This window comes from Pseudarthrobacter sp. PH31-O2, assembly GCF_030063265.1.
Lineage (GTDB): Bacteria > Actinomycetota > Actinomycetes > Actinomycetales > Micrococcaceae > Arthrobacter.
In genome coordinates, this window is sequence record NZ_JASIST010000006.1 from 172,079 (window position 1) to 192,966 (window position 20,888).

Consider the following 20,888-nt stretch of genomic DNA (forward strand, 5'->3'; position numbering starts at 1 on the left):
GCAGTCCCGCACCAGCGAACTCCAAAAAAACCGCCCTTTCATTCGACTCTGCAGGAAGCCATAGATGCCCCTACCCGCCAAGGCGTTTCAACTCTGGCTCCACGTCGTTGCTCCCACCGCCAGCACTGCCGATATCTGCAGGATTGCCGGGATCAAGCGGACCACGCTCGCCCAGCAATTGGTGCGCGGAAAGGTCGCGGAAACCACTCTCGTCAGCATCAGCCGGGCGTTGCAGCGCAGCCCCTTGGAAGACCTCAGCTCCTTCGACAGCTACGGCGAGCTGGCCGGGCGGCCGCGGCCGCCCACCGCTGCCGAACTGGTCAGCCAGATATCCACGATGGACTTGCTGCGCTCCGTCATTTCCCGCTCCGCTCCGGCGTACGGCGGGTACGGGGACGAGGGCAGCTCATTGACGCCCGCGCTGGTCCCGCCACCGCACGCCACCTCGGTCCGGAACTGGGTTGACGCGATCGACGACGGCGAATTGCGGCACCGGGTATCCGACGCTACCGGAGTGGCGCCGCAGAACTATTCGGCCCAGCTGACCGCCAACCGGCTCTCCCCGGAACTGGCGGTCGCGACTGCCCGCGCGGCCGGGGTAGGGTTCACCGGCGGTCTCGTCGCTACCGGCTTGATCACCGAGGCAGAAGCCGGCTGGGCCCCGCAAGCACGGCAGGGCGCGCTGGATGCCATCTCCGACGGCGAACTCACGGCGTTGGCCGGCGAGCGCCTGCAGTCCCTTGGCAGGACCCTGCGCCGCCAGGAACAGGAACACGAACAAACGAAAAAGATATGGGAGAACCTCGGATGATCGCGATGCTGCAGTGGACCACGCTGGCGGTCTGCGCTCTCGTCGCAATCGCCCGGATCCCGAGTGCGATCCGGGGGGAGAACAGATCGCTGTTCTTCGTCTACGCCTTTATGACGGCCGCCATCCTCCTGAGCATCGATGCACCGTATCTTGCAGTGGATATGGTTTTGGGTGGCATAAACGTTGCCAACCTGCTGCTGCGCTTTATCATCTTCGGCACCGTCTTCGCACTTGGACTCAGGATCTCCCGGGGATTCGGCGCGGACGACGCCCTCCGGTTGCTGACCGGCCTGCCCGGAATCGCGTTTGCTGCAGCCGCGTCGGTGGCGGTGGTTGTGGTGTTCCTGATGATGGATACGGTTGGTTCGTCGGCCGGATTGATCGCGGTCTACGACAAGGACGCCTACAACGCGGCACTTGTGGAAATCTACGGAGCCGCCGGACGGCTCTACCCGGCGTACATCACGCTGGCGCTCTTCCCTGCCATGGTCCGGGCGGTCCGCAGCAGCATGCCCGGTCTCGTGCGGCTCGGCGCTGCGTTGCTGGCCCTTGGTTCCGTAGCTATTACCCTGAGCCTGCTCTCGCCGGTGATTCCAGAGTCGCTGGCGTACCTGCGGTTCATCTTCAGCTATACCGCTATCTTGAGCCTCGTACTGGGGCTCGCCTTGATCTGGCTCTCGAAGATTGCGGCCCTGAAATCCAGGACAGTGCATCCCCGCTTGACTGGATGAGGGCCGGCGGGCCGGGCAACAGGCGCCGGCTCCGATGCCGCCACCTGCTGTTTACGATCGCCATGCGGTTCCTGGTAATCCGAGGAGCTTCAGACCAAATCTGGTAACGCTTAGGCAACATTACCTAAGAACTCCCGCCAGGCATTCACAAAATCATTAGATCGTGAAAGAATCATGAATGTGTGAAAGTGGCCCAACTTCGTGAACGGCAAGAATCCGTGCGGAGTGGATGTGGCCGCCAGCGCACCATTGGGGGGATGAGTGGTAGCGGTCCGAGTGGACCGCTCCCACTCAGCCTGCTTAACGCCCCATATCCGGGTGGACGGCCAATCTCAGGCCGAGCTCAGCGGGCAAACCTCAACGTCACGAGCTGGAAGGGCCGCAGCTCCAGGTCCGCCGTGTTTGCCCCCAGGCTCACACCCGGGGCAACCACCTGACGCTCCAGCAAGTCAACGCTCTGGACGCCGCGGGCAGGGAACCTGGCCGTCACGAGTCCCGCGGACCGCTCCCCCAGCGATTCATAGACCCGCACAACCACGTCGCCGGAACCATCCTCCGCAAGCTTCAGGGCTTCCACAACCAGGGCCCGGTTAGAGACAGTTATAAGCGGTTCCACGCCGTGCGCGCCCCGAAGAATCCGCGGTGCCAGATTCGTGCGGTAGCCCTCTTCGACGGCGTCGGCAATGGCGGCGCCGGGTCGGATGGTGACGTTGAGTTCGTGCCGGCCCCTGTCCGCCGTCGGGTCCGGAAACCTGGGCGCGCGCAGCAGCGAGAGCCGCACTGTGGTGGTCGTCCCGCCGTCGGACTCCCGGATGCTGCGGGTCACGTCATGGCCGTACGTCGACGAGTTGGATATGGCCACCCCGTAGCCCGGCTCCCCGACGTGAATCCAGCGGTGGGCGCAGACCTCGAATTTCGCGGCTTCCCAGGATGTGTTGAGGTGGGTCGCGCGGAAGACGTGCCCGAACTGGGTTTCCGACGCCGACCGGTCCGCGCGGACATCAAGCGCGAACCCGAGCTTGAGCAGCTTTTCGCTTTCCTGCCAGTCAACCGCCGTCGAAATTGCCAACGAACCGGCGCCCGCCGCCAGCGAGATCCGTTGCGTGACGGAGGAGGAACCGGCCAGCCGCTCAACCACAACGACGGCGTCCCGTGCCCCCCTCTCCAGTGTCACCGACAACGCTTCCGTCAGCGGCAGGACGTTCCGGCGGTAGAACGCGTCAATGTCCCAGGCATCCCATTCGTTGGGGGTGTCCCGGTGCAGCTCAAGGAGGTTTCCGAACTGCCCGGGAACAATCGCCTCCCGCCCGCTGGTATGGTCGACCAGCGATTCGAGCAGGCCGTCGGCGTTGATGACGGCGCGGATGATTCCGTTATCCAGGATGTAGCCGCCGGCGGTTTCGCCGGCCAGGACAGGCTCTCCGGCGAAGACTGGTTCTGCCGCAGCCAGCGCGGGGACACCGTGCCGCCCGTGCGGGGCGGCGTTGAGCAGGAAGTCAGTGTCCCCCGCTCCCAGCACGGCCGCGGCCGCGTCGGCGATGATCGATTCGAGTTGCCGGCCGACGGCGGCGTAGTTCCGTTCGGCGTCCTGGTGCACCCAGGCGATGGAGCTGCCGGGGAGGATGTCATGGAACTGCTGCAGGAGCACCAGCCGCCAGAGCCGCTTGAGTTCTGCCGCCGGATAGGTATTCCCCGCGCGGATTGCTGCCGTGGCGCACCAGAGTTCAGCTTCCCGCAGGAGATGTTCGCTGCGCCGGTTGCCCAGTTTCGTTTTGGCCTGGCTGGTGTACGTGCCGCGGTGCAGTTCCAGGTACATCTCGCCGACCCAGACGGGGAGCGCCTCGTACTCGGCCTGGGCGCGGGCGAAGAAGCCGGCAGCCGACCCGAGTTCCACCTTCGGTGATCCTTCAAGGTCCGCGGTGCGTCGGGCAGCTGCCAGCATCTCGCGGGTCGGCCCGCCGCCGCCGTCGCCGTAGCCGAAGGGAACCAGCGAAGTGGTTCCGTGGCCGTGGTCCCGGTAGTTCCGCTCGGCGTGGGCAAGTTCCCTGCCGCTGAGTTCGGAGTTGTAGCTGTCCACCGGCGGGAAATGCGTAAAGAGCCGGGTGCCGTCGATCCCTTCCCAGTTGAAGGTGTGGTGCGGCATGCGGTTGACCTGGTTCCAGGAGATTTTCTGGGTCAGGAACCACTTGCTGCCCGCGGCTTTGACGATCTGCGGCATGGCAGCTGAATAGCCGAAGGTATCCGGCAGCCAGGCTTCCTGGCAGTCGACCCCGAACTCGGCCAGGAAGAAGCTCTTGCCTTCCAGGAACTGGCGGGCCATCGACTCGCCGCCGGGCATGTTGGTGTCCGACTCCACCCACATGCCGCCGACGGGAACGAACTGGCCCGCGGCCACCTTTTCCCGGATCCGCCCAAACAGTTCCGGATACAGCTCTTTGATCCAGGCGAGTTGCTGGGCCGACGAGCAGGAGAACACAAACCCTGGATCCTCGTCCATAAGTGCCACCACGTTGGCGAAGGTGCGGGCGCATTTGCGGATGGTTTCCCGGACCGGCCAGAGCCAGGCGGAGTCGATGTGCGCGTGTCCGGTCGCCAGAAGCCGGTGGGCCGAGGCATAGGCAGGCCGGGCAAGGACGTCGGCCACGGCCGCGCGCCCGGCCGCCGCTGTGCCCGGCACGTCGTCGGGATCCATCACGTCCAGCATCCGTTCGAACGCACGCAGGATTTCGTGCCGGCGGGGCAGTTCCATCGGCAGTTCGTGCATCAGGCCCCTGAGGGTCCAGATGTCCTGCTGCAGCTCCCAGACGGTCTGGTTGAGTTCTGCGATGACGATCCTGCCGAGCCGGTACTGCGGTTCGCTGCCCGAGGTCGCCTTGTCCCCGTAAGGGGTCGCCGCGAACGTCCACCCCTGCGAGAGATCAGGGTTCGCGGCCGCTTCGACATAGAAGTCGATGGCCATGCCACTGCCCAAAAGCTTCAGCGGAATGTACTGGTTCCGCGGGGAGATGGCCTTGACGATGGTTCCGTCCGGCCGCCAGGCGATTCCCTCACACTGGAAGCCGGGAAGATCGCCGTTGAAGCCCAGATCCACAAGTACTTCCACCGAGGTGTCACTTGCCGTGCCCCAGGCATCGGGAACGTCCCCCTGCAGCCGCAGCCACTTGGTGCTCCAGGGCTTGCCCCAGGCCGCTCCGGGCTCCTGCGGCGTGAACCGCTGCCGGAGCGCCTCCAGGGCCGGGACGGGTTCGCCCGGGACGTCCCAGCTGCTGAGGTTAAGCGGCACGCTGCGCGGATGGACCGCCGGTGCTATCCGTTCGCGGACAAATCGGTCCAGACGGACTTCCGTGAGGCGGCGGTCGTCGTGCAATGTGTTCCTCTTTGAGCTGGCATGGAGGACGCCAAAATGCGTCCATTCGATGGATAAAATCTACGCCGCCGTGAGCCTCAAACCAAGCGGCCGCCGGCGCAGATTAGCCTCCCGTGTGTGCGTGTCCGTCCTCGCGGGCGGGCATAGCCACCCGGTGGGCGCCCGAGTAGACGTTGAGCGAGGTGCGGCGGCTGAATCCGACAAGCGTTATGCCGCTGTTCTCGGCCAGTTCGACGGCCAGGCTCGACGGCGCGCTGACTGCTGCGAGGACGGGGATACCGGCGAGGGCGGCTTTTTGCACCAGTTCGAACGATGCCCGCCCGGAAACCTGCAGCACGGTCCCCCGCAGCGGCAGCAGTCCCTCCCGGAGGGCCCAGCCGACCACCTTGTCCACGGCGTTGTGGCGTCCCACGTCCTCACGCAGGCACAGGAGCTCTGCCGAGCCGTCCTCGGCGGTCCGGAACAGTCCGGCGGCGTGCACCCCGCCGGTGACGTCGAAGACGGCTTGGGCTTCCCGCAACTGATCCGGAAGTCCCGCAAGAGTAGCGACGGGAACCACCAGGGGGTCCTCGGCGGGGCTGAAATGTGAGGACTTGTGCACGGCCTCAATGGAGTCCGTGCCGCAAATGCCGCAGGAACTGGAGGTGTAGACGTTCCGTCCGGTGGCCGGGCGGACGACGTCGGGTCTCAGCTGGGCCTCCACAACGTTGAAGGTCTGGACGCCGTTTTCATCCTCCCCGGCACAAAACCGCAGCGAAACCAGCTGCTCATGGTTCCAGATGACCCCTTCGGAGACGAGGAAACCCGCCACGAGGTCAAAGTCGTTGCCCGGCGTCCGCATGGTGACGGAAAAGGACAGGCTGTCGATCCGGATCTCCAGCGGCTCTTCGACGGCGAGCACGTCTTCACGGTGACGGACCGGAAATTCGAGGGCCTGGGGGGATCCGTCCAGGACATATTTGTGCACCTTGCGGCGTTGCGTAACGCGGCCCATCAGGTCTTCCTAACCAACATAGTTCCATCATGGCAAGCGCCGGGCCGGGAGGCCAGCGCGTCTTCAACACCGGGCGTCAACCCAGCAGTTCACTCCAGTCCACGGGCCCGCCGGTGCCCACCGGCTTCCTGGCAGGCCGCCTGGGCGCAGGCTTGTCCTTCGCCGCGGCGGGGTCCGGCAGGGGTGCACCCCAGGGCAGCGCGAAGGCAGGAACGGTTTCCCCCAGCTGTGCGCCGTGCGGCGGGACCACCAGCACGCCGTCGGCGGCGGCCAGTCCGCGCATCATTCCCGGGCCGGTGTGCTGCGCCGGTGATGCCATGCCGTAGAGCAGCCGGAACGGCATCAGCCGGGTCCGGCCGGGGTCCGCTTCGAGGGTGGCGCCGCAGGGCACTGCCGTGACGGGCGGAACCGGCCGGTGCCCCAGCGCTGCCAGGAGCGGAGCGCCGATGGTTGATAGTGCCATCATGGCCGCCAGCGGGTTGCCCGGCAGCCCGATGATGAACCTGCCATTCGGCAGCTCGGCCAGCACGGCCGGATGTCCGGGTCGCATGGCGATCCCGTCGATCAGCAGGCGGCCGCCCAGCTCGGCCACCGAACGGCGCAGGTGGTCGGTCGCTGACATGCCGGTGCCGCCCGTGGTGATGACGACGTCGGCGGGCAGCAGCTCAGCGCCTGAGGACTCGTGGTGCAGCCCGGCAGCAGCCCCCGGGCTGTCCTCCGGTGGGTCGGTGTCTTCGAGTGCGCTGAGCCATTCGGTGTAGCTGTCGCCAATCTTCGTTTCGCCGGTACAGATCCCCCCGAGCATTTCCACCACGCCTGCCAGCTGGGGACCGAAGGTGTCGCGCACTTTCCCCGGCTCCGGAATCCCGGCTGCCAGCACCTCGGATCCGGTAAATACCAGCCGGACCACGGCTTTGCCCTGCACCGGGAGGCTGTCGTGGCCAGCCAGGGCGGCAAGGGCCAGGTGCGCAGGGTTGAGCAGGGTACCGCCCTTAATCAGCAGCGCGCCAGCGGCGGCTTCCTCCCCTGCTTTCCGGATGTGCTCGCCGTTTCGCGGCTCGCCGGGCTTCGCAGCTCCACCGAGCTTTAGGACCGGAAGCCCATCCTCGTCGGCAACAATGGTGCCGCTTTCGCTGCGCAGCACAGCCTTCGCCCCGGCCGGGATCAGCCCGCCGGTAACAATCGGGCTTGCTTGGTGCGGAGCCAGCCGCTGGCCTGGTTCGGCAAGGATCCACGGTCCGCTTCCATTGACGGACCAGCCATCCATGGCTGAGGACGCGTAATGCGGCATGTCCACGAGCGCTTCCACATCAGCGGCCAGGGTCCGCCCCAGAGCGGCACGGAGGGCCACGGGAGCGGCGGGGACGGGGGTTGCACAGGTGAAGGCGAGCTCCCGGGCTTCCTGCCAGGTGTGGGCCAAGTGCCGATGCGGCCTGGCTTCCGCCGCATCGGTCCTGACTGCTGGACGGTCCGCGGCCTCACCGGCCTCACCGGCGTCCACCCCGGCCAGGGGGCCGCTGAGCCCGGGCTCGGGCACTTCCCCCGCTCCAACTGCACTGCCCCTAAGGGGTGCAGTGGTCATGCGTCGGATGCTTCGTTGGCTGCGTAGTCCTTGGCGAGTTTGCGGGCCACGGCCATCGCAGCCTGCATCGAGACGGCATCCGTGGCCTGGCCGGAACCGGAGGCCAGGCCCGCGGCAAAGCCGGCGATGAAGGTCGTTAGGGGGGCCGCGGGGCGCACCACTGAGTGCGCCGCGACCCCTGCCAGGGACAGGACCTCGTTGATGTCAATTTCGACGCCGTCCAGTTCCAGGGCCTGGAGCAGGGCGCGGCACCACTCTTCCAGAGTTTCATCCTGGCTTTTCACCGTTTGCCTCCAAGTTTGAGTTCAGCCGGGGAGCCCCGGGCCGGATGCCGGGTTGTCGGCTGTCGCGGGTATGGCACCGGCCGGTTCGCTTACCCCTAACGCGGCGGCATCGCCCCACGTGTCCACATCATCGGTAGACCCCTGGGGGACGTTGACTTCCCGCACCTCCAGCCTAGCAAGAAGGGCGAACACGGACGCGTTTTCGAGCGCGCCGCGCTGCGAAGCCTCCGCGGCGCAACGTAAAAGCACAGTTGTGCCATATAGACCGACAAGCGGCTGCCGCCGACCCTCCGCCGAGACGGCCATCAGGCCATCACCAGGCGGTGCTTCCGCCGCTGCGTCCAGCAGCGCCTGGACGGCGGCACCTGCCCCGGGCATGTCAACGGCCAGGACAAGGGTGTACGGGGCCCGGGGCCGGGCGCCGCGGCTGCGTTCCAGCGCAGCCAGGCCTTCGGCGACGGCGGCGGCCGGTCCGGCAAAGGGCGGGTCCTCGCGGCAGCGCACCACACCTCGGGGCAGCGGTCCCGGGTCGGGCCCCACGACGGCTACAGCCACCGCGCCCCGCGCAGAACGCAGGGCACCCTCCAGGAGGGTGGCGCCGTCGTGGATCAGTCCGGACTTGGGGACACCTCCGAGCCGGGAGGACCGGCCCCCGGCGAGAATAACAGCATCGAATTCCACCGGCCCAGCCTAGCGCCCTCCAGGCCCGCCACCGAAGCCCACGACCGGGTCCGAGCCAACGCCGGCCGGATTCAGGCAGCGGATTCCGGCAGCAGGAAAGGGTCCCAGGCCGGTGTTGGTTTCTCCAGCTCTTTGATTTGCCAGATGGTGCCCCTCGGTGGTGCCGGGCTGAACCCGAGCTTCCAACCCATCTCCGCCGGGGTGTGGTCCCCTTTGGCGTTGTTGCACCGCAGGCAGGCAGCAACCAGGTTCTCCCAGGAATCCGCGCCGCCCCTTGATTTGGGCTGGACATGGTCGATGGTGTGCGCGGCTTTGCCGCAATAGGCGCACCGGTGTCCGTCCCGGCGGAGCACACCGCGGCGGCTCACCGCCGTAGTGGTGTTGTACCGGGGCCTGATATAGCGGTGCAGCAGTATCACTGACGGCCGGCCCAGCACATCCTGCGGCCCAACCACAGGTTCGCCGCCTTCCGCCACTACGCTGGCTTTCCCGGTCAGCACAAGGACAAGCGCCCGGCGGAAGGTCACCACCGCCAGCGGCTCATATCCAGCATTAAGAACGAGAGTGCGCATCCGCATACCTCTTCACGGCCGCACCCGCCAGGGGCACGAGGGCCGGCTGCCCTGTGCATGGTCGGGCTATGGATCGACAAAACAAGAGTAAACACGGACATGGCAATTCGCCGAATCTTTTTTGCTCTCCCCTGCCCGTGTCGGCCGAAGTTCACGGATCGGCAACACAAAGGACCCCCGCCGTTTGGCGGGGGTCCTTAGGTGTTGCTAAAGCTGCTGTCTTAGCCGCCGACGCGGATGAAGACCGGGCCGGAGCCGACGTTGACCGTCTGCAGGGAGGTGGTTCCACCGTTCCAGCCGCCGTGAACGGCCATGCCGTTGCCGACGTAGACGGCGATGTGGGCCATGCCGGCGCCACCGTTCTGGTAGTAGGCAAGATCGCCCGGCTGTGCCTCGGCGGCGCTCACCGTGCGGCCGAGGGACAGGTAACCTGCCGGCCAGCCGTGGTAATTGATGCCTGCGGCAGCGAGCGCGTTCGTGGCCAGTGCGGTGCAGTCCTGGCTAACACCGAGCTGGGCATAAGCGGCAGCGGCAATCGTTGCGCCCATGCCGCTGGCGACGGCCGGCGCCTTGGAAACGGCTGCTACCGCGGTGCCGGTGGCGGCAGTTGCGGCGGCAGCTACCTGGGTACCGGCCGCTTTGGCAGCAGGCGCTTCCTGGACCTTCACAACGGGCTTCGGGGCCTCAACAACCGGAGCCGGGGTGGTGGTGACGGCCGGCTTCTCGAAGGAGATCGCGATAGTGGAAGCAGCCGAGATGGCAGCCGGGGTGCTCGACTGGACGTCGAGTGTGGAAGCGGAGGCGGATTCGCGCTGAACGTTGGCCTCAGCAGCATTGGCTGCGATACCGCTGGTCAGGACGAGGCCGGAAGCAGCAGCGATAACTGCGGCCTGGCGACCCATGCCGCCGGCGTTGCCGCCGACAGCCTTGGCAATGACGGCCAGCGAGTTGGTCTTGGTGACCTCGGCGCGATGCCGTGCGTTTGCACGAGTAGTCATTAAGTTCTCTCTTTCGTGTTCCTGGTCCGCGCTTTTAGGCGCGGGCTGAGGACGCTCCGGCATCTTGGGGGTACGCCGGATCGCCCCGAAAATGGGTTACTTAGCGAAGGGTGTACTGCGAAGACGCGCCAAAAGCGGCAACCGTGTGGCCTGCGGTCCGGGCACCGGCAAGGCCGGCGCGTTCATTGGATTCCAGCGGGCTCGAAAGAGCAGCGCAAGCGCGGTGAAGCGCGGAATTTTGGCGTGTATGCACGAAAGTAGCCTCTCCCAATGCCTGCGAGGTGAGCTGTCGGATTCGGATGGGAGTCACCCGGCCGCGCTGCTTCCTGGGAAGCTTTGCGACTTAACCCCAAGGCCTTCTTGCGAAGACCAAAATTGGTTCCCCCGCCCCTGCCAGACGATGTCATGCGAACGGACCTTGAGCGGTGGCAGAGCTAGGCAATCCACTCAAGAGCGCCAACTTCGAAAAAGTTGGCGTGGTTCAAACTTTACAGCAGTTGGACCCTAATGTCACATTCGGATCACGGCGTGTCCTCAGAATGCGAGAGTGTCCCCTCTATTTTCAGAGCCAACCGGTCGGGTCGACGACTTCGCCGTTGACCATAACCTCGAAGTGGAGGTGGCAGCCGGTGGAGGCGCCGGTGGTGCCGCTAAGAGCCACAACATCCCCGCGGGAGACCTGCTGCCCCACCTTCACGCTGGCGGAGGACAGATGGTTGTAGGTGGTCTCCAGGCCGTTGCCGTGGTCGATCACCACGCGGTTACCACCGCCGTAGGGGTGCCAGCCGGTGAATGTCACGGTGCCGCTCGCGGCAGCGTGGACGACGGTGCCGCACTGCGCCGAGTAGTCCTGCCCGCGGTGGAACTCGCCCGAGCCTCCGGTGATGGGGCTGACGCGGTAGCCAAACGGCGACGCCGTGACCATCTGGTCCAGCGGCGCCCCAAGGCTGCCTGCGGAGGCCGCCCGGGTGATCGAGCCAGCGGACTGTGCACTGAGCAACTGCTTGAGCTTTCCGTCCGGATCGCCCTTGGTGGTTACTGCCGTGCGGCTGAAGTCGATCTTGGCCGCTGCTGCTGTCACATCGGGCTGCACGGCTGCCGGGCTGGCTGCCGCGCCGGAGCCGGCGTCTGTGGCCAGAACAGGGCCAGTTGCGGGAACTGTGACGGTGAGGGCCAAGCCCGCAGCGGCCAGTGCAAGACCCGCCTTTTGGCCTACACCGCTGGCGGCGGCAAAATCTGTTACCTGGCGGAAGGGGCTGCGGCGGTCCCTGCGCGCGTCACGGTGCGCGTCACGCGGACGCTCTGCCGTCATGGCAGCGGCGGGACGCGGCTCCGAGGCAGGGCCGGTCGCACGGCGGCGGCCCTTGGCGGTCTGGGTGGTCAACAACGGTTCCTCTCTGGAGAGCCTGCGGAGTTAGCTGTCGGATTCGGGTCAGAGAGATCAACGACCCGGTCCGCCGTGGCAAGCAATCACGCGCAGGGGCATCCGATGGATTCCGTGTTTGTGGGTACTTGCCGCTGACGGTCTTCACCCCAAGGCCGCTAAACAGCCAAAAGTGGTTCCCCCGCCCCTGCCAGGAGATGATTCTGCGACTGTTCCGCTGGCAGGGCTCGGCTTCGGATCAGATAACGCTTTGATATCGGTACTAGTCTCCAACTATAGGCGATTAAGCCGTCCAGTGATAAATCCGTTATCAGCTTGTGGACAACTCGCGGACGGCCCCGGGTTGTCGCGGCAACATCAGGAAGCGATGGTTACAAAGACGTGGGCAGCGACCTCAGGCGGTAATTCAAGGGCACCTTCGATGTCAGGAACGCGCACTGAAATGTACTCCCCCACGCGCTCCAGGGATACCAGGGCGCCGGGGCGGATGCCGCCCTCATCGAGCTGGACCAACAGCTCCGGCTCTACCTGGATGGGCTCGGCCAGCCGGTTGACCCTGACACTGGAATCAGGCCCATAGCCGGCCATGGCTTCGAGCAGATTCACGACACTGTCAGGGTTGGGGTCGGCGGGCAGGCCGCCCAGTTCCGCCAGACCCGGGATCGGATTGCCATAGGGCGAGACGGTGGGATGGTTGAGAAGTTCGAAGATCCGCCGCTCCACCCGTTCGCTCATCACATGCTCCCAGCGGCACGCCTCCTCATGGACATAGGCCCAGTCGAGTCCGATGACGTCGGCCAGCAGCCGCTCGGCAAGCCGGTGCTTGCGCATGACTTCGATGGCTCGCTTGCGGCCAACGCCGGTCAGTTCAAGGTGGCGGTCTCCGGATACAACCACAAGCCCGTCGCGTTCCATCCGGCCTACGGTCTGGGAAACAGTGGGGCCGGAGTGGCGCAGCCGTTCGGCGATGCGGGCGCGAAGGGCGACGATGTTCTCTTCTTCAAGTTCCAGAATGGTCCGAAGATACATCTCGGTTGTATCGATCAGATCCGTCATTCAGCTCAGCTCCTCGAGCGCCGTCCTTGCGTGATTTCCACCGTACCGTGCGCTGCCGGCGACCTGGCGGGTTCCGCCGTACGTTCGCAGGCCAGCTTAGCCTAATTTGAGTTACTCCGGATAATCTCAATGACCGGACTGTGACGGTCCCTTTTGCCTCCCCCGCGGGACAGTCAGGCAGAATGAAACAACAGGCTCCGCCGCAGCCACCCTGCCGGGCCGTCACCCGAGCCACCCGTAGTACCAGCCGAAAATTGGAGCCACTGTGAGCGACACCAGCATCACGATTCCCGCAAACCTCCTTCCAAAGGACGGCCGTTTCGGCGCCGGGCCGTCCAAGGTCCGCCCGGAACAGATGGCAGCACTCGCCGCGGCGACAAAGCTGCTGGGCACGTCGCACCGCCAGGCGCCGGTCAAGAACCTGGTCGGGTCGGTCCGGAACGGGCTCAGCGCGTTCTTCCGCGCCCCTGAGGGCTATGAGGTCATCCTGGGCGTCGGCGGATCAACCGCGTTCTGGGATATTGCCAGCTTCGGCCTGGTGGAGAACAAGGCACAGCACTTGTCCTTTGGCGAGTTTGGCTCCAAGTTCGCTGCCGCCACCAACAAGGCACCGTTCCTGGCCGATTCCGCCATCATCAAGTCCGAGCCGGGCACCCGTCCGCAAGCCCGGGCCGAAGCCGGCGTCGACGTTTACGCGTGGCCGCAGAATGAGACGTCCACCGGCGTCGCGGCTCCGGTGCGGCGCGTCGAAGGCGCCGATGAGGGTTCGCTCGTCCTGGTGGACGCAACGTCAGCTGCCGGCGGACTGGACGTCGACGTCGCGGAAGCGGATGTGTACTACTTCGCTCCGCAGAAGAACTTTGCTTCCGACGGCGGGCTTTGGCTTGGTTTGTTCTCCCCGGCCGCGCTGGAGCGCGCGGCCCGGATCAAGGCCGGCGGCCGCTGGATCCCGGACTTCCTGGACCTCCAAACCGCGATTGAGAACTCCAGGCTGAACCAGACCTACAACACGCCGGCGCTGGCAACCCTCGTTACCCTCGACGCCCAGGTGCAGTGGCTCAATACGAACGGCGGGCTGGACTTCGCCTCGGCACGGACCGCGGACTCAGCGGGACGGATCTACCGCTGGGCCGAGGCCTCGGCGTTCGCCACCCCGTTTGTGGCAAGGCCAGAGGACCGCTCCAACGTCATTGCGACGATCGACTTCGACGACTCGGTCGATGCAGCCGCGATCGCCGGTGCGCTGCGCGCCAACGGCATTGTGGACACCGAACCGTACCGGAAACTGGGCCGTAACCAACTGCGCATCGCCACTTTCGTGGCCATCGATCCGGACGATGTCTCGGCTCTGCTGGAATGCATCGACTATGTGGTGGGCGAACTGAAAAAGTAGCACCCCGAATGCAGCGGCGCCGCAGCGTTAGTGTTCGACGGCGCCGCCCGGGTTTTGGCCCCGGGCGGCGCCGCCTGCCGGCGGCCCGCTGCCGTCGGGTCCAGCTTCCCTCCGCGTGCCGGCGGAGACGACACGGAAGTGGTTCAGCCCCCGGGCCCGGCGGTCAAACCGGAGCCGCAGCCTTTTGGCCCGGACGATCCACAACAGCCCGATCAGGGCAGCGACCAGTCCGGACGCCGCCGCGATACTCAGGGCCCAGCGCGGACCGGCAATGTTCGCCACCCAGCCCACGAACGGCGCGCCGATCGGCGTGCCGCCCATAAAGATGGCCATATAGAGCGCCATCACCCGGCCGCGCATCACCGGGTCAGTCGTGGTCTGCACATAGCCATTGGCGCTTGTCATCATCGTGATGGCGAAGAGCCCGACCGGTACCAGTGCCACCCCGAACCAGAAGTAGCTGGGGGCCAGCGCGGCGACGCCGGAGGTCACACCAAAGGCACCGGCCGCGCCGAAAATGAACCGCAGCCGGGGCTTCTTCCGGCCGGCTGACAGCAGCGCGCCAGCGACCGAGCCAATGGCCATGATGGAGTTCATCAGCCCGAAGGCGCTGGCATCCAGGCCGAATTCCGTTCCGACCATAGCCGCGATGAACAACACGAAGTTCAGTCCCAGCGTGCCCACAATAAATACCGCAACGAGCACCACCACTATGTCCGGCCGAAACCGCACATAGCGCAGCCCTTCGCGGATCCGCCCCTTGCCGGCAGCCGCGCGGGGCAGCAGGCGCAGCGTCGTGGCGGGAATCTTCCACAGGCTCAGCAGCAGCGCCACAAAGGTCAGGGTGTTGATCATAAAGACCCAGCCCGGGCCGACAGCAACCGTGAGGACACCCGCCACCGCCGGTCCGATCATCCGGGCCACATTAAAGGAAGCGCTGTTGAGGGCCACCGCGTTGGGCAGGTACTCATCGTGGACCAGTTCCGAGACGAAGGTCTGCCGCACCGGGGCGTCGAGGGCGGACACGACTCCCAGCAGAAGGGCGAACCCATAGACGTGCCATAGCTGCGCCGCACCGGAAATCACCAGGATGCCCAGCCCTGCACTTAGCAGTGCCATCGCGGACTGGGTCAGGATGAGCAGCTGTTTGCGGTGGTAACGGTCCGCCATCAGCCCGGCGACGGGAGCGAGGAAAAGCTGGGGTCCCAGCTGCAGGGCCATCGTGATGCCCATGGCGCTGGCGTCGTGCTCGGTCAGGTGGTCAAAAACGAGCCAGTCCTGGGCTGTGCGCTGCATCCAGGTCCCGACATTGGAGACGATCGCCCCGACGAACCAGATCCGGTAGTTCAGGATGTGCAGGGACTTGAAGGTGGACATCATGTCCAGCCCTCACTGCGCAGCATCCCCGATTGTTCCAACCGCTAGTGCGCCTCTGCCTCAGGATGCTCGTCCGGGCCGTCACCTGCGGCATCGTCGGAGTCATCGCCGTCAGGGTCATCGCCGTCAGGGTCGCCGGCGCCGGCCTCCGGGGCGTCCTCAAAACCGCCGGGGACCACGGCCGCGTCAGAGCTGCCGGTGTCCTCGCGGGTTGCCGCCCGTGCCGGGGAGCCAGCTTCATCCGCGGTTTGCTCATCGCCCGGGCGGACGCGCTCGGCCCACGGGATCCACTCGGGCGGCAGGATCGAGTCCGCGGAAGGCAAAAGGCCCAGTTCGTCCACCGTGACAACCTTGGACCTGGAGTTCCTGGTGAGCACGGCGTACCACTGCCAGCCGCCGTAGCCGGCAAGCTTCGATTCGAAGAGGTGTGTGACCAGGCGGTCGCCTTCGCTTTTGGCCGCCAGGTGCCGGCCGACCTGTTCGGCGGGGGCGATGCCCTCAATGGCAGCGCGGGCGGCGTCGACCGCGGCGGCCAGGAAAGCATCAGGCTTGCCGGTGCGCCACACGGGAACCCCGGCCCGCGGCTTGGTGCCTTCTTTGCTTCCGGCTTTTTTATCCCCGGCGGCTGCCGGCGGGGTCCTAGTACTATCCGGAGTCATCGCCGCGGCCTACGCGTCCAGCTCGTCGGCAACCTTACGCAGGGCGACGGCGATAGCCTTGCCCTTGTTGCCTTCCGGGTACTTGCCCGCGGAAAGTGTTCCGGACAGGTTGTCCAGAACGCTGACAAGGTCCTGCACGAGCGGAGCAAGATCTTTTGCGCTGGGCCGCTTGGCCTTGGCGATGGACGGCGTCTTGTCCAGCACGCGCAGGCCCAGGGCCTGGGCGCCCTTACGGCCGTCAGCTACCCCGAATTCAACCCGGGTGCCGGCCTTGAGCTCGGTTACGCCCTCGGGCAGCGCCGACTTCGGCAGGAAGACTTCCTGGCCGTCCTCGCCCGCGAGGAATCCGAAGCCTTTTTCCTTGTCATACCACTTGACCTTGCCGGTAGGCACGTAATCAACCTTCTTCGTTCCGCTGGTGACACGGCCGGCGGCCACCGCGTCCGCATTGATATGCGGGTTTAGGGTGTGGCTGCCCGGACCGTGCTGGTCTGTTCCCCCAAGGTTATCCTGCCGAGTCCACTTTGCTTGGTTGGGGCGCGGGACAAGCCGGGCTGTTAGCGTTAGCCCCATGACTGAACTGCGTTTTCAACGGCCGCTGCTGATCATTGCTGCGGGCGCCGCCGTGCTCTCACTCACGGCCGTCGGCGTCGTGATGGCGATGGCCGTCAGCAGTGCAGTGCCGCCGGTGTGGGTCACCGCCACTGCCCTTTACGGCCTTCCGGCTTCTTTCCTGCTGATGCTCCTGCTTGTGATCGAGTCCGTGGCAGCCCGGCGACGGTCCCGGGAACCGGACGGAAGGTAACGTTGCACTGATGTCCCTTATCCGCGCGCTTAGCAAGGAACTGCAGTCACGCAGCGACGATTCGCTGCGTGCGTTGTTCGCCGCGCGGCCGGACCTTATTTCCCCCGGCGTGCCGGACTTTGCGGCCCTCGCGGCCCGCGCCAGCGGACGCGTCAGCGTACAGCGAGCCCTGGAGCGGCTCAACCGCCCGGAAATGCAGGTCCTCGAGACGCTGCACCTGTGCACGAATACGGACACAGGTCACAGCACCACGGCGCCGATGCTGAAGAAGCTCATCTATGGCTCCACCCTGGCCGCCCTTGAAAAGATACTGCATTCACTCCAGGAACTGGCCCTCGTCCACCGCGCGGAACCGCCGCACGGCACCCCTCCGGTTGCCGGCGCGAAGCTGCGCTACTACCTGCCGGTGGGCAGCCTCAAGGACGTGATCGGAATCTACCCGGCCGGACTGGGCCGCAGCTACACCGAACTCGTGCGACTTCAGCCCGCTTTCGCACAGCGCGTGGTTCAGCTTGTCGGCGAACTCCACCGCGACGGCGCCTCCATCTCCCCCGCGGCAACCCCGATGGAAGCTGCACTTTCGCTCCAGCACTGGACGGCCACGCCGGAGTGTCTCCGGCAGATCCTGCACGCCGCCCCGGAACGCACTGCGGCGCTGCTTGCCCGCTTCGGAAACTGGGCCATGGGCGCAGTTCCGCAAGCGCAACGGCGGGCGTCAGTGCTGCACGAGGCCGCCGACGTCGGGCCGATTGACTGGCTCCTGGCCCGCGGACTGCTGGTCCCGCTGGATGCCGCGCATGTGGAGCTCCCGCACAGCGTCGGGGTCGCCCTGCGTGGCGGCTACGTCATCGAGAAATTTGCGCTCACACCCCCGCTGCCGCGGTTGGGTTCCACCTCCGCCGCGCTGCGCCGGAACGCCGCCTTGGGCGCGATCGCCGAGACCCTGCGGCTGGTGGGTGAGCTGCTCCACATCGTCCGCGAACAGCCACTGGTCACGCTGCGCAGCGGGGGCGTGGGCGTCCGGGAGCTCAAGCGGCTGGCGGATGCGCTGCGCACCGATATACACGACGCCGGCGTCCTGGCGGAGCTTTGCGCTCTGGCCGGCCTGATCCGGCTCGACGTGGATAGATCCGCCTGGGTCCAGCCGGCGCAGCTGGAGTGGTTGACCCTTCCGCGGCAAGAGCAGTGGCTCTGGCTGGTCAACGCCTGGCTCGCCAGCGAACGTGCGCCGTCCCTTGTGGGAGAGCCCGTGAATGGCCAGACGGCGGTGCCGGCCGTACACCGCGGTATGGCCGGCAGCACCGTCAACGCGCTCTCGGCCGAGGCCCAGCGCCCGGACGCCCCGGTGGTCCGGAAGAGGATCCTGGAAATCATGGCGGAACTGACCCATGAGGCCGCTGTGGCGGACGGGAACGCCCCGGTCCTGGATGCCGCGGCAGTGTTGGAGCGGGCCGACTGGGCCCAGCCGCGTATGGCACGGCGTTTTAGCTCGCTGATCCGGGGGGTGCTGGCGGAGGCCGAAATGCTGGGCCTCATCGGCTCTGGCGCACTGAGCCAGATCGGGACGGCCATCGCGGCCGAACAGCCCGAGGAGGCGCTGGGGATCCTGGGCGAACACCTGCCGGCCGCCTTGAACCACGTCCTGCTCCAGGCCGACCTCACCGCGGTGGCCCCCGGCTACCTGGCGCCGGAGCTGACTGGCAAGCTCCTCACAATGGCCGATGCCGAGGGCCAGGGGCCAGCCACGATCTACCGTTTCTCCGTCTCCTCGGTCCGGCGTGCCCTTGATTCGGGCCAGGATGCGCAGGCGCTCCTGGATTTCCTGGGCGTGCACTCGGCCACGGCGATCCCCCAACCACTGAAGTACCTGATCGAAGACACGGCCGCCCGGCACGCCAGGCTGCGGGTGGGCTCGGCTGCCAGCTTCATCCAGAGCGAGGACGAAACGGCCCTCCTGGAGCTGCTCAACGCTCCCGGTGCCGCCGGCCTGGGTTTGGTCAGGATTGCCCCCACCGTGCTGGTCTCGCACGCCGCTCCGCGGGAAACAGCGCAGCTGCTGCGGAACCTTGGGCTGTCGCCTGCGGTGGAGGAGGCGGGGCCCGGCGGAATCCGGCTGCGCCGCGCCACGGCGGCGCCCGGGATTGCGCGGCCCGTGTACAGCGCACCGCGCACCGCCCCTCCGGAGGCCGACGTCGACGCCCAGCTGGTGGTGCTTCGCCGCGAACGTCCCGCTGCGTCCACCCCCGGCGGCCCTGCTGCCGCAGCCCCCGGCAGCGAAGAAGCGACCCAGCTTGGCCTGGAGACCCTGCAGAAGGCGATCCGGCTCAAACAACGGGTGGTCATGAACGTCGTCGACGGGATGGGGAATGCGGTGCGCGAAACGGTTGTTCCGGTAGCCGTGAGCGGCGGACGGGTTCGGGTCTTCGATCCGGCACGGGAAACCGAACGTGTACTGTCCATCCACCGCATTATTGACGTCGAGGCCGCAGAGGAACTACTCCAGTGAATGACGGACCGCTGATCGTCCAGAGCGACAAAACGATCCTGCTCGAGGTGGACCACGAGCTTGCCACCGAGGCCCGCCACGCCATCGCCGCGTTCGCCGAGCTGGAACGTGCACCCGAGCACATCCACAGCTACCGGCTCACGCCGCTGGGCCTCTGGAACGCCCGCGCGGCAGGCCTGGACGCCGAAAAAGTGCTGGACACCCTGCTGAAGTACTCCCGTTTCCCGGTTCCACATTCCTTGTTGATCGACGTTGAAGAGACCATGTCGCGGTACGGCCGGCTGCGGCTGGAGAAGGACCCGCAGCACGGCCTCGTGATGCGCACCTCGGACTATCCGGTCCTGGAAGAGATCAGCCGTGCCAAGAAAATCGCCCCGCTGCTGGGCCCCAGGATCGACGGCGAGACTGTTGTGGTGCACTCCTCCCAGCGCGGGCAGCTGAAACAGCTGCTGCTCAAGATCGGCTGGCCGGCCGAGGATCTCGCAGGCTACGTCGATGGCACCCCGCACCCGATCTTGCTCAACGAAACCGGGTGGAAGCTGCGCCCGTACCAGCAGCTGGCGATGGAGAACTTCTGGGCCGGCGGCAGCGGCGTGGTCGTACTGCCGTGCGGAGCCGGCAAAACCCTCGTTGGTGCCGCTGCGATGGCCACCAGCTCCACCACAACGCTGATCCTGGTGACCAACACCGTCTCCGCCCGGCAGTGGAAGGACGAGCTGCTCAAGCGGACCTCCCTGACCGAGGAGGAGATCGGCGAGTACTCGGGCTCCGTCAAGGAAGTCCGCCCGGTCACAATCGCCACCTACCAGGTACTGACCGCCAAACGCGGCGGGCTCTACTCCCATTTGGAACTCCTGGACGGCAACGACTGGGGGCTGATCATCTACGACGAGGTCCACCTGCTGCCGGCCCCGATCTTCCGGATGACAGCGGACCTGCAGGCTCGGCGCAGGCTCGGCCTCACCGCCACCCTGATCCGCGAGGACGGCCGGGAGGGCGAAGTCTTCAGCCTGATCGGCCCTAAGCGCTATGACGCGCCGTGGAAGGATATCGAGGCCCAGGGGTACATCGCACCGGCCGACTGCGTGGAGGTTCGGATCGACCTGCCGCGGGACGAACGCGTAGCCTACGCGATGGCCGAGGAGGCGGATAAGTACCGGCTCTGCGCGACGTCCGAGTCCAAGACTGTGGTGGTGGAGCGGCTCGTAGCGGAGCATGCCGGCGAGCAGCTGCTGGTGATCGGCCAGTACATCGACCAGTTGGATGAGATCGGCGAGCGCCTGCAGGCACCGGTGATCAAGGGTGACACGTCCGTGAAGGAACGCCAGAAGCTCTTTGACGCTTTTCGGGCCGGCGAGGTGCAGACCCTTGTGGTGTCCAAGGTCGCCAATTTCTCCATCGACCTGCCGGAGGCTTCGGTGGCGATCCAGGTGTCGGGTTCCTTTGGTTCCCGGCAGGAGGAGGCCCAGCGCCTTGGCCGGCTGCTGCGTCCTAAGAAGGACGGCCGCGCCGCACGCTTCTACTCCCTCGTGGCCAGGGACACCCTGGACCAGGAGTTCGCGGCCAAGCGCCAGCGCTTCCTCGCCGAGCAGGGTTATGCCTACCGGATCATGGACGCTAAGGACGTGGGGAGCAGCTCCGCCTCCGACTGATCCGGGCACCGCCCCGTGCAGGGGCGGCGGGGCCTC

Annotated in this window: 18 protein-coding genes and 2 riboswitches; of the genes, 6 read left to right on the forward strand and 12 right to left on the reverse strand. The window is 66.4% G+C overall.

Features of this window, described 5'->3' with window-relative positions; all coding sequences use genetic code 11:
- Window positions 1–64: 64 nt before the first annotated feature.
- Both QMG72_RS11305 and QMG72_RS11310 read left to right on the forward strand, forming a co-directional pair.
- Window positions 65–811, forward strand: coding sequence for a hypothetical protein (locus tag QMG72_RS11305; RefSeq protein WP_226776394.1), 747 nt, complete (start codon window positions 65–67; stop codon window positions 809–811).
- Window positions 793–1,542: a hypothetical protein gene (locus QMG72_RS11310; protein WP_348774717.1), complete on the forward strand. Its 750-nt coding sequence runs from the start codon at window positions 793–795 to the stop codon at window positions 1,540–1,542. Before QMG72_RS11305 ends, QMG72_RS11310 begins: the two co-directional genes overlap by 19 nt.
- A gap of 343 nt (window positions 1,543–1,885) precedes the next feature.
- Here QMG72_RS11310 and QMG72_RS11315 read toward each other — a convergent pair whose 3' ends face one another.
- From QMG72_RS11315 to QMG72_RS11355, 9 genes are all read right to left on the reverse strand, one after another.
- Window positions 1,886–4,909 (reverse strand): alpha-mannosidase, encoded by a 3,024-nt coding sequence (locus QMG72_RS11315; protein WP_283480531.1) that lies wholly within the window; start codon window positions 4,907–4,909, stop codon window positions 1,886–1,888.
- Window positions 4,910–5,012: 103 nt separating this feature from the next.
- Window positions 5,013–5,903 carry a formate dehydrogenase accessory sulfurtransferase FdhD gene (fdhD, locus tag QMG72_RS11320; RefSeq protein WP_283480532.1) on the reverse strand — a complete coding sequence of 297 codons (891 nt, stop codon included), beginning with the start codon at window positions 5,901–5,903 and terminating at the stop codon, window positions 5,013–5,015.
- Between the two features lie 76 nt (window positions 5,904–5,979).
- A complete protein-coding gene (locus tag QMG72_RS11325; RefSeq protein ID WP_283480533.1) occupies window positions 5,980–7,485 on the reverse strand; it encodes a molybdopterin molybdotransferase MoeA in 1,506 nt (501 codons plus the stop codon).
- Window positions 7,482–7,769: a DUF6457 domain-containing protein gene (locus QMG72_RS11330; protein ID WP_226776390.1), complete on the reverse strand. Its 288-nt coding sequence runs from the start codon at window positions 7,767–7,769 to the stop codon at window positions 7,482–7,484. Before QMG72_RS11330 ends, QMG72_RS11325 begins: the two co-directional genes overlap by 4 nt.
- A gap of 21 nt (window positions 7,770–7,790) precedes the next feature.
- Window positions 7,791–8,450 carry a molybdenum cofactor guanylyltransferase gene (gene mobA / locus QMG72_RS11335; protein WP_226776389.1) on the reverse strand — a complete coding sequence of 220 codons (660 nt, stop codon included), beginning with the start codon at window positions 8,448–8,450 and terminating at the stop codon, window positions 7,791–7,793.
- A gap of 71 nt (window positions 8,451–8,521) precedes the next feature.
- Window positions 8,522–9,022, reverse strand: a complete 501-nt coding sequence (locus tag QMG72_RS11340; RefSeq protein WP_283480535.1) for an HNH endonuclease — start codon at window positions 9,020–9,022, stop codon at window positions 8,522–8,524.
- Between the two features lie 221 nt (window positions 9,023–9,243).
- Complete coding sequence (locus tag QMG72_RS11345) at window positions 9,244–10,020, reverse strand: NlpC/P60 family protein (protein ID WP_283480536.1); 777 nt, start codon at window positions 10,018–10,020, stop codon at window positions 9,244–9,246.
- Between the two features lie 257 nt (window positions 10,021–10,277).
- Window positions 10,278–10,436, reverse strand: a riboswitch (cyclic di-AMP (ydaO/yuaA leader).
- Window positions 10,437–10,582: 146 nt separating this feature from the next.
- On the reverse strand, window positions 10,583–11,404 hold the full coding sequence (locus tag QMG72_RS11350; RefSeq protein ID WP_282360689.1) for a M23 family metallopeptidase: 822 nt from the start codon (window positions 11,402–11,404) through the stop codon (window positions 10,583–10,585).
- Between the two features lie 4 nt (window positions 11,405–11,408).
- Window positions 11,409–11,622, reverse strand: a riboswitch (cyclic di-AMP (ydaO/yuaA leader).
- A gap of 139 nt (window positions 11,623–11,761) precedes the next feature.
- The gene (locus QMG72_RS11355; RefSeq protein WP_283480537.1) at window positions 11,762–12,460 is read right to left on the reverse strand and encodes an iron-dependent transcriptional repressor DtxR; all 699 of its coding nucleotides are present in this window, start codon (window positions 12,458–12,460) and stop codon (window positions 11,762–11,764) included.
- 265 nt (window positions 12,461–12,725) lie between these two features.
- On the opposite strand from QMG72_RS11355, the gene serC reads away from it, so the two are divergent.
- Window positions 12,726–13,853 carry a phosphoserine transaminase gene (gene serC / locus QMG72_RS11360; RefSeq protein WP_283480538.1) on the forward strand — a complete coding sequence of 376 codons (1,128 nt, stop codon included), beginning with the start codon at window positions 12,726–12,728 and terminating at the stop codon, window positions 13,851–13,853.
- A 27-nt stretch (window positions 13,854–13,880) separates the two neighbouring features.
- Here serC and QMG72_RS11365 read toward each other — a convergent pair whose 3' ends face one another.
- Genes QMG72_RS11365 through QMG72_RS11375 form a run of 3 tightly spaced genes read right to left on the reverse strand, consistent with a single transcriptional unit; the run spans window position 13,881 to window position 16,282 of the window.
- Window positions 13,881–15,230 carry an MFS transporter gene (locus QMG72_RS11365; RefSeq protein ID WP_283480586.1) on the reverse strand — a complete coding sequence of 450 codons (1,350 nt, stop codon included), beginning with the start codon at window positions 15,228–15,230 and terminating at the stop codon, window positions 13,881–13,883.
- 44 nt (window positions 15,231–15,274) lie between these two features.
- Window positions 15,275–15,889, reverse strand: coding sequence for a DUF3027 domain-containing protein (locus tag QMG72_RS11370; protein WP_283480539.1), 615 nt, complete (start codon window positions 15,887–15,889; stop codon window positions 15,275–15,277).
- A 9-nt stretch (window positions 15,890–15,898) separates the two neighbouring features.
- Window positions 15,899–16,282: a cold-shock protein gene (locus QMG72_RS11375; RefSeq protein WP_024366560.1), complete on the reverse strand. Its 384-nt coding sequence runs from the start codon at window positions 16,280–16,282 to the stop codon at window positions 15,899–15,901.
- Window positions 16,283–16,460: 178 nt separating this feature from the next.
- Here QMG72_RS11375 and QMG72_RS11380 point away from each other — a divergent pair, with 178 nt between their 5' ends.
- Genes QMG72_RS11380 through QMG72_RS11390 form a run of 3 tightly spaced genes read left to right on the forward strand, consistent with a single transcriptional unit; the run spans window position 16,461 to window position 20,852 of the window.
- A complete protein-coding gene (locus QMG72_RS11380) occupies window positions 16,461–16,694 on the forward strand; it encodes a hypothetical protein (RefSeq protein ID WP_283480541.1) in 234 nt (77 codons plus the stop codon).
- Between the two features lie 10 nt (window positions 16,695–16,704).
- Window positions 16,705–19,200: a helicase-associated domain-containing protein gene (locus tag QMG72_RS11385; protein WP_283480542.1), complete on the forward strand. Its 2,496-nt coding sequence runs from the start codon at window positions 16,705–16,707 to the stop codon at window positions 19,198–19,200.
- Window positions 19,197–20,852, forward strand: coding sequence for a DNA repair helicase XPB (locus tag QMG72_RS11390; RefSeq protein ID WP_283480543.1), 1,656 nt, complete (start codon window positions 19,197–19,199; stop codon window positions 20,850–20,852). The genes QMG72_RS11385 and QMG72_RS11390 overlap by 4 nt, the downstream gene beginning before the upstream one ends.
- Window positions 20,853–20,888 lie beyond the last annotated feature (36 nt).